The organism is Pricia sp. (assembly GCF_041745955.1).
Taxonomy (GTDB): Bacteria; Bacteroidota; Bacteroidia; order Flavobacteriales; family Flavobacteriaceae; genus Pricia.
This window is the reverse complement of record NZ_JBGTHY010000127.1, coordinates 1-8,632: the sequence shown is the minus strand read 5'-3', so window position 1 is coordinate 8,632 and position 8,632 is coordinate 1. Positions and strand designations below refer to the sequence as shown.

At 42.9% G+C, this 8,632-nt stretch carries 8 protein-coding genes and 1 pseudogene; 6 read left to right on the top strand and 3 right to left on the bottom strand.

Annotated features, from left to right (window positions below; all coding sequences use genetic code 11):
- The 6 genes from argH to ACEW8S_RS04505 form a co-directional block, all read left to right on the top strand.
- Positions 1-1,130 (top strand): argininosuccinate lyase (gene argH, locus ACEW8S_RS04530; RefSeq protein ID WP_373516992.1); only part of this gene is annotated, 1,130 nt, incomplete at its 5' end.
- Between the two features lie 166 nt (positions 1,131-1,296).
- Complete coding sequence (locus ACEW8S_RS04525; protein ID WP_373516991.1) at positions 1,297-2,715, top strand: AAA family ATPase; 1,419 nt, start codon at positions 1,297-1,299, stop codon at positions 2,713-2,715.
- The gene (locus tag ACEW8S_RS04520; RefSeq protein WP_373516990.1) at positions 2,712-3,383 is read left to right on the top strand and encodes a DUF4276 family protein; all 672 of its coding nucleotides are present in this window, start codon (positions 2,712-2,714) and stop codon (positions 3,381-3,383) included. Before ACEW8S_RS04525 ends, ACEW8S_RS04520 begins: the two co-directional genes overlap by 4 nt.
- Before the next feature lie 19 nt (positions 3,384-3,402).
- A complete protein-coding gene (locus ACEW8S_RS04515; protein ID WP_373516989.1) occupies positions 3,403-3,561 on the top strand; it encodes a hypothetical protein in 159 nt (52 codons plus the stop codon).
- 19 nt (positions 3,562-3,580) lie between these two features.
- Positions 3,581-5,170: a M1 family metallopeptidase gene (locus tag ACEW8S_RS04510; protein WP_373516988.1), complete on the top strand. Its 1,590-nt coding sequence runs from the start codon at positions 3,581-3,583 to the stop codon at positions 5,168-5,170.
- A 260-nt stretch (positions 5,171-5,430) separates the two neighbouring features.
- A complete protein-coding gene (locus ACEW8S_RS04505; RefSeq protein WP_373516987.1) occupies positions 5,431-6,216 on the top strand; it encodes a hypothetical protein in 786 nt (261 codons plus the stop codon).
- 82 nt (positions 6,217-6,298) lie between these two features.
- On the opposite strand, the gene ACEW8S_RS04500 is transcribed toward ACEW8S_RS04505, so the two are convergent.
- The 3 genes and pseudogenes from ACEW8S_RS04500 to ACEW8S_RS04490 form a co-directional block, all read right to left on the bottom strand.
- Entirely contained in the window at positions 6,299-7,177 is an 879-nt protein-coding gene (locus ACEW8S_RS04500) for a pseudouridine synthase (RefSeq protein WP_373516986.1), read from the bottom strand.
- A gap of 67 nt (positions 7,178-7,244) precedes the next feature.
- Complete coding sequence (locus ACEW8S_RS04495) at positions 7,245-8,150, bottom strand: geranylgeranylglycerol-phosphate geranylgeranyltransferase (RefSeq protein ID WP_373516985.1); 906 nt, start codon at positions 8,148-8,150, stop codon at positions 7,245-7,247.
- 14 nt (positions 8,151-8,164) lie between these two features.
- A pseudogene (locus ACEW8S_RS04490) lies at positions 8,165-8,632 on the bottom strand (mevalonate kinase); the annotation flags it as partial.

Sequence of the window (8,632 nt, the reverse complement as noted above, 5' to 3'; positions counted from 1 at the left end):
TAACGGATGTCGAAACCCAATCATTAGTAGTTGAATTGGATGCCATTAACGCATCCATAGAAAGAGGAAATTTTGTAATCGAAGATTCCTTCGAGGATATGCATTCCAAAATCGAGTATTTGCTCACGAAAAAGCTCGGCGATACAGGTAAGAAAATCCATACCGCCCGATCCCGAAACGATCAGGTCTTGGTCGCTATGCATTTATACCTAAAGGATGAACTGACCGAAATCAAAACCCTGACCAAAACGCTTTTCGACCTCCTATTAAAACTGGCGGAAGAGCATAAGGATGTATTGCTACCCGGATATACCCATTTGCAAATCGCAATGCCATCCTCTTTCGGGTTATGGTTCTCGGCCTATGCGGAAAGTCTGGTCGACGACCTCTATTTTATCGAGGCGGCTTACAAGGTAGCCGATCAAAATCCGTTGGGAAGTGCTGCGGGCTATGGCAGCTCATTTCCGATCGATCGGAGTTTTACTACCGAAGAAATGGGTTTTGCAACGATGAAGTACAACGTAGTCGCCGCCCAAATGGGCCGTGGGAAAGTCGAAAAGGCGACCGCCTTCGGAATGTCGAGTATTGCCGCTACCCTTTCAAAAATGGCGATGGACATCTGCCTCTACATGAGCCAGAACTTGGATTTTATTTCCTTTCCCGATGAGCTGACCACCGGCAGTAGTATCATGCCGCACAAGAAAAATCCGGATGTATTTGAACTGGTCCGTGGGAAGTGCAACAAACTGCAGAGCATCCCCAACCAATTGACCATGGTCATCAACAACCTGCCCAGCGGCTATCACCGCGACCTGCAGTTGGTCAAGGAAATCATCGTCCCGGCCCTTCAGGACATGAAGGCTTGTCTTGAAATCTTAACGTTTAGCCTAAAGGAAATCCGTGTCCATAAAAATATCCTTGACCATCCGAAATACGATTATATGTTCAGTGTCGACACCTTGAACGAGCTGGTACAGAACGGGATGCCCTTTAGGGATGCCTACAAAAAAATGGGGCAGGAAATTCAAGCGGGCACCTTCATCCCAAAACGCGATATTGAACACACGCATGAGGGCAGTTTGGGGAATTTGTGCCTGGAGGAGATTCGGGAAAAGATGAGAGAAATTTGAGGTTCAACCAAGCCACTCTACTTCCGTAAGCTACTTCTATCCAACCTAGACTTGATATGTATTCTGCGTTTTTAAGGGTTTCTTACATTTCAGCCAATACATCCCTATGGTTCAAATAATTTGGTATCCTCTTTTAAAAGATTATATTTAATAAAAAATAACCGGTTTGATAACACATGTTAAAATTGATGGATTTAAGTCATTCGTTAACTTTGAAATGAATTTCACTCCTTTCACGGTTATTGCCGGCCCCAATGCCTCGGGCAAGAGTAATTTGTTCGATGCTCTTAAACTTTTGTCTGATCTTTCCCACACTGATTTAAAAAATGCTTTTAGAAATCAAAGAGGGGATGCCAAGGAATTGTTCACGCAATATTCCAGCAAAGAGTATGCAAGCCAAATGTACTTTTATGTTGAAATGTTGCTGGACAAAGAAATAAAAGATAGTTGGGGCGGAAAGTCGACGCTGAAATACACCAGGCTAAAATACTCCTTAAAAATCTCCAGAGAAAAGAATAAAGATGGAATAGATGAGCTATTCATTAATGAAGAAACTCTTGAACCAATTAAGCATCAACAGGACTTATGGGTAAAGGAATATATTCCCAATCAAACAAGAGATTTTTGGAGACCTAAAGTACCTGTAGGAAAAAGAGGCAAACCATACATCTATACCGATATGAGAAATGGAATTCCTACCATTAAGTTGGCGCAGGACGGAAAGCGAGGAGGAAAAGAAACCCCTGCAAATACGGTAACTAGAACGGTATTGAGCGGTATAGACGACGTTGGTTTCCCCCACGCTTTTGGTGCAAGGGAAGAAATGAGAAATTGGAACTTTCTTCAACTGAACCCTGATGACTTGAGGCGACCTACAAAGAAGGAGATGGGCATGTCTGACATTATAACCCAATCGGGCGAGAACATTGCGGCTGCATTGTTCAGGATTCAAAGTGAGGATAACTATGTACTTAAGGAAGTTTCCAGAAAATTGAACAATATACTTCCGAATTTGACCGAGGTCAATGTTATGGATGATGTTGCCAATAATCAATATGTTATTAAAGTTACAAGTGACGACAACAAAATCTATTCATCTCAAGTGCTCTCCGAAGGAACCCTGAGATTATTGACCTTATGTATTTTCTTATATGACGACACCCACAAAAACCTTTTATGTTATGAAGAGCCTGAAAATGGCATTCATCCTTTTCGTATTAAATTTTTAACTCGGCTATTGAACGATTTAAGCGTTGATTTTGATGACACCGAAAATCCATTAAGACAAATTTTGGTAAATACCCATTCACCTGTCTTGGTCAAAGAAATAATTAATTGGAAAGGCGATAGTAGAGTTAGTGTTTGGTTTTCTCAACTGACCACGTTAATTACCGATATCAAAAAGGAAAAAATTAAAATTAACATAACCAGAATTGTTCCCGTAGTTAAAGATATTTCTGAAGAACAATTGAAGATAAGATTCCCAGATTTAAGTTTAAACGAATCAGAGATAAAGCTAACCTTAGCCACGGTAAACAGATATCTCGTAACTACTGATATGGAACAAATATCCATTCCCCTATGATAAAGCAACTTATAATTGGATTGGCTTGCGAAGGTCCGACTGACGCAAGATTTCTCTCATCCATTATAAAGAGAACTTTCGAAGACGTGATATTTGAGTTCACGACCAATGTTGAAATTTTAGATGTTCAGAATATAATAGTACCTAATGACGCTTTCAATGATTACGCTCGAAATGCTGCCAAAGAAGGTGCGGAAAAATTCGGGATTCTAGTTTTATGCCTTCATGCGGATGCAGATGATTTTACAGATGAAAATACTTTTGAAACAAAGATAAAACCGGCCATTGAATCCATTGCGAATTCGGAAATCGATATTTGCAAGAATATAATACCCATAGTACCGATCAAAATGACGGAATCATGGCTTTTAGCGGACCAAGAATGCTTTAAGGATGAGATTGGGACATCCAATTCTTTTGCTGATCTGGGCATCGACAGACCTCCGGAAAATCTTTCTGACCCAAAGAATACCATATCCGAGGCCATTAGAATAGCCTTTGAAGACAAGCCCGCCAGAAGGAAACGTCCAAAGATTTCCGAACTGTATCTTCCAATTGGCCAAAAATGTAGTATTGTCCATCTTGAAAAACTTACATCCTACAGTAAATTTAAGGATGCGGTCAAGGATTGTCTTCTTGAACTGAACTATATCCAAAGTGTTGATTGAAGGAATAGTTCTTTAGGCTATGGAATCCCGTCAAACTATCCTCGGAGAGCAGTCCTCCTATTGGTGGCAAGAACTTTCCGAAGGGGCAAAAGAAAACATATCTATCGGACTCAATGATTTTGAGGAAGGGAGAACCATGTACTCAAAAGAATTTAAGAAAAATCTTGCCACTGACTAATTTTTTTTTTCAAAAAATTATGATAAAAACACAATATCCCATTTTAGCGCTTTTATCACTTTGCTTTGCTATCGTAAAAGCCCAAGACGCCTACCAAAGAAATTCCTCCGCCGACATACAAGACTACATCTTCAACCTAAGCCTGAACGACACCACCAACCAAATCGAGGGCGAAGCCGAAATTACCGTAGACTTCAAGAACAATCCCGAGGCATTTGCACTGGACCTCATCGGCAAATCGCGCACTTTCGGCATGGAGATTACCGATATTTTTGAGGGCGAAAACGCAGCAAACTACACCTTCGAAAACAACAAAATCAAAATCACCCCATCATCCGATTCGACCCGATCAAGAACGTTTAAAATAGCATACCAAGGCATTCCCGAAAGAGGCTTGGTCATCGATACGACAAAGTTTGGCCAACGTTCTTTCTTCGGCGATAACTGGCCGAATCTGGCGCGGCACTGGCTGCCTTCTGTCGACCACCCGTATGACAAGGCCGGTATCGAATTCCGTATTACCGCGCCCGAGCATTTCGATGTGGTCGCTACGGGCGAAAAAATCGAGGAAAGCTATTTGGGCGATGGGAACAAGCTTACTATTTATAAAGAACCCGCCCCCGTGGCTATGAAAGTGGTGACCATCGGGGTAACCCAATTTGCCAGCAGGTTGATCGACGAGGTCTATGACATTCCCGTAACCGCTTGGGTGTACCCCGAAAACCGATTGGATGGATTTTCCGATTACGACGTAGCATCCGAGGTGCTGAAATATTTTATCGATAATATTGGTCCGTATTCCTATGCGAAGCTTGCTAATATGCAGGCCAAGACCCAATGGGGCGGACTCGAAAATGCGGGCACGATATCCTATTTCGAAAATTCCGTTACCGGAAAAAATGAGGTCGAAGGCCTTATCGCCCATGAAATAGCGCACCAATGGTTCGGCAATTCCGCCACCGAAAACGATTGGAACTATGTTTGGCTCAGCGAAGGTTTTGCTACCTATTTTGCCATTCTCTACCAAGAAAGTGTCTACGGTGATGAAAAGCGAAAGGAAGAGCTGGCCCTCGACCGGAAACAGATTTTCGAATATTACGGTAAAAATCCTTCGCCCATTATCGACCCTAGCATCACAGATCCGTTGAAAGTTTTGAGTGTTAACACGTATCAAAAGGCAGGTTGGGTACTGAATATGCTACGCCATAAACTGGGCGACGGCGTTTTTTGGGAAGGCATCCGCAACTACTACAAACGGTTTCAAAATGCCAATGCCATGACAGCCGATTTCAGAAAGGTGATGGAAGAAGTATCCGGAACGGATTTGAAAGCATTCTTCAAGCAATGGCTACACACCAAAGGACATCCCGAAATCAAATGGGACTGGTACTATCGCAACCGTAAGCTACGCATTACCATTGAACAGCTACAAGACCATCATATCTTTCAATTTCCTTTGGAAGTCGGCGTCATTACCGATGGTAAAATGGAAATCAAAACGCTGCAAATCGACGAAAAATCAAAGACTTTTGAGATTACTAACTCCATGAAGCCCGATGCTCTCGTTCTCGATCCCGAGTCTTGGTTATTGTTCGAGGAAAAGAAATAAAGCCTGATTGTTTGGTATTATATCACCGTGGGTTGTTAGCCCATCAAATTATAGGTATCGGTACTATCCCCGCCAACATCCTGATAACAGAAGACATCCTTTTTTGGAAAGGTCATTGCTCGACCAACTGCACAGAATAACCGTTGACCTACATTAATGTCCATTTCACAACATAAATTTTTTCTAGGGATGCTTCCCCGCTATTTTTGAGAATCAATGGGATGACCTACGCATCCCCAGTCCAAAAATAGTCCCAAATCATGAGGAGAATAGCCCTACCTATTCTATCGCTCTTGGCGGTAGCCTGCAGTTCAGAAATCGATGAAGTAACCTTCGAAGAAATCAACGAAAAAGTAAGCTCGGAAGCGTATAACGATGAAACTGCCAAAGAAAATAATTCAGCGGAAGATGTAGATGAAATGGCACTCCTGACATCCGACCAAAAAGAACTGATTTTTTATTTTCAATACTTAACGCTTTGGAAAGGGCCGCACGTGACCGAAATCGATAAGAACAGAAAATGGACAACTCCGATGATACTGCATCTCGACGGCATGATCACCGACGAATACAGGGAGACCGTAGAAAGTGTCATCTCTCAATATAATACCCTGTTTACAGAAAGTGATTTTAGAATTACATTGACCGAAGACCCCGATGATGCCAATGCAAGCCTATTTTTCGGAACTAAGGAAGATGTTGCAGTTGTCTGGCCCGACATGTACGCTATTATAAAAAAAGGTAACTATGACGGGTACGCAAAGACAAGCTCTCAAAATTCCATAATCACCGCTACCCGTATATGGATCTCAAACCCCATCGGAGCACTTTTCAAACACGAAATGGGCCATGCCCTCGGCTTCGGCCATTCAAATCATTGTGAGGGCAAAAAGAGTATAATGTGCTCTACGGTCAGTGCCGCAAGCGCTATTTTGCCCATGGAGGCAAATGTAATTCGATACCAGTACCACCGAGACTTGCCTCACGGCCTGTCGGAAACGGAAATCGAAGAAGTTTTGGCAAATATTATTCTCAACGAACGATAAGTTCTTCTTTACTTCGGTTCGGTAGGAATTTAAACACTACGGTGACCGTTTCCGGGACAAGTTGAACAGGCACCGGTCTTCTTTAATTGATCATTCCCAAATTCACCACCTCCTGCTCGGTCAAATACCGCCAATGCCCTCGTGGCAAATCTTTCTTGGTCAATCCCGCATAGACAACCCGATCCAATTTCACAATCTCATATTCCAAAGTCTGGAAAATACGTGTTACGATCTTACTGCGCGAGCTGTAGATTTCCATGCCTATTTGGGTCTTTGGGGCATTCTCGACAAAACTGACCTCCTGTACCTTAACAACTTTTTGATCGACCAGAAGGCCCTCTTGGATCTTTTTCAGGTCGGCACTTCGCAAAGGCTTGTTCAATTCAATATGGAATATTTTTCGGAGTCCGTTTTTGGGGCTGTTCAAACGCTTGGTCAATTCGCCGTCGTTCGTGAACAGCAATAATCCCGTTGTATTTTTATCCAGTTTTCCGACCGGTTTCAATTCGGTCTTGGTGGCTTTTGATATAAGTCCGATCGCAGTTCGATTGCCATGCTCGTTGCGTGCCGCCGTGGTAAAATCCTTAGGTTTATTCAGTAGTACGTATTCCTTTTTTGCGGGATTTAATAAACGGCCGTCGAACCGTACCTCATCGGTCCGTTTCACTTTATGGCCCATTTCTGTGACCGGCTTTCCGTTTACGGTCACACTGCCTGCCGTTATTAGCACATCGGCCTCCCGACGCGAACAGACCCCGGAATTCGATAGGTATTTGTTCAAGCGGATCAGATCGGGATTGCTTGGTCGCTGACTACCTACATCACCTTTTACGGGTGCGTTTCCACGGGCATAACTCTTCTTTCTGAACGTACCGCCCTGTCGGCCCGATGCCTTTTGGCCATTGTCCTTTTTCGACCTGTTCGATGGTTTACTTTCCTTATTGGACTCCGATCGGTTCATGTTTCTGTTTTTGCAAAGGTAAGAAAGGCAATTGGTATAAGGAGCCAATCCACCGGGGAATTGATTATCACAGAATACGGTTCAATACCAAATCCACATCGATCAACAGGATACTAAAAACGCCGACCACAATGATCAACTTCAGAATATTGTGCAACCAAACATAATGCCTTTTTGTACCAGATTTCAGCAACAGCACAAGAAAGAGGAGCAAAAGCAATACACATCCCATAAAATAATAATGCATATAGCCTACATCGAACTTGATAATCAGCAACAGCGAGGGAATCAAGGTGAGCAGGATCAAACCGGATATCAGGAATTTCGAGACCTCGGCACCATATAATATGGGTATGGTATCATAGTTTTGAGCCAGATCACCGGTCATATTCTCGAGATCCTTTATCATTTCCCGCGCCAAAATAAGCAAGAACAGGAAGATGGCATGGACGAATATGACGGCATCGAAGTTCTTATAGTAAACGAAGACCGCAAAGAAAGGAGAAATGGCCAAAATCGCAGAAAAAAAGTTGCCCAAAAACGGTATTCTTTTCAGTTTATGGGAATACAGCCAAATTCCGAAAATATAGGCCGAAAAGAATACGACTGCCCGGAAAGAAACGTAACTGGCGGCGAGTACAGATAAAAAATTAAGCACAAAATAGGTCGAAAGTTTGAAGCGTTGGCTGACCAAACGATCTAACATACTTTTTCGTGGCCTATTGATCAGGTCCTTTTCCGCATCGTAAAAATTATTGATGATGTAGCCGCTGGCAATTACCAGTGCGGACGCGACTACGATCATAAAAAGGTTCAGGTCGAATACTACCTCCCGAAGCGGCAGGTCGGGGGCAAGAATATAAATGGATGCCAAATATTGGGCCAGGGCAATAATGAGAATATTGTATCCGCGTACCACCGAAAATAGGCTCAATAACTTTAAGAGTATGAGTCTATTTTTTCTGCTCAGCATGTGGGAGAGAGTTTCTAGAAGTTGTAGACCACCTCTAAATTGTAATCCTTCAACGCCTTTTTGGCCTTATCGATGTCTTGGGTAAAGCCTAAAATATAGCCTCCACCGCCGGAACCGCAAAGTTTTAGATAATAATCGTTGGTTTCGATGCCCTTTTTCCAAAGTTCGTGGAACTTGGCGGGAATCATCGGCTTGAAATTATCGAGCACCACGTGCGAGAGCTGTTTTAGGTTTCCAAAAAGCGATTTTACGTTGCCGTTCACGAAATCTTCAACGCAGGCATCGGTGTGTTTGATAAACTGGTCCTTAAGCATGTTTCGGAAACCTTCTTGCTTCATCTTCTCCATAAACAACTGTACCATCGGCGCGGTTTCTCCGGTCGAACCGCTATCCAAGAGAAAAACGGCGCCTTTACCGTCAAAATTCTGGGAAGGTATACTCGTCGATTCGATATCTTCCTTGGAATTAATAAGGATAGGAAG